This window comes from Globicatella sp. HMSC072A10 (assembly GCF_001811625.1).
GTDB lineage: Bacteria > Bacillota > Bacilli > Lactobacillales > Aerococcaceae > Globicatella > Globicatella sanguinis.
In genome coordinates this window covers 1-416 of the sequence record NZ_KV805812.1, presented here as the reverse complement: position 1 = coordinate 416, position 416 = coordinate 1, and the positions used below count along the sequence as shown (strand labels likewise).

1 protein-coding gene is annotated in these 416 nt (G+C 37.3%); it reads left to right on the top strand.

Going from position 1 to position 416, the window contains the following annotated elements; genetic code table 11:
* The coding region (locus HMPREF2811_RS09775; RefSeq protein ID WP_210386577.1) for a transposase at nt 1-416 on the top strand (416 nt) is incomplete at both ends.

The following is a 416-nucleotide window of genomic DNA, read 5'->3' as shown; positions in this document are numbered from 1 at the left end:
CATAAGGTTGTATCCAAAGCATGCCATATCGCTATTGGGATAAGTGAAGAAGGAAAACGAAGACTCCTTGGTTTTGACATCAGTGATGGCGAAAGTGATTACTCTTGGTCTCGTTTCTTTAACCACTTAAAAGAAAGAGACCTAAATGGCCTTAAAATGGTCATATCTGATGCACACACGGGTCTAGTAAAAGCAATTAAGGAAAACTTCCTGAATGTTTCTTGGCAAAGATGTCAGGTTCACTTCTTAAGAAATATCTTAGATAAAACACCGAAAAAAGAGACCAAAGAATTTAAAGAAGACATCAAGGCACTGTTTCGTATTCAGGATATTAAGATTGCCCGGATCGTTAAAAACGAACTCTTTGAAAAATATGAAGGCGACAAGAAATATCAAGCCAGCTTAGCGATTCTTGA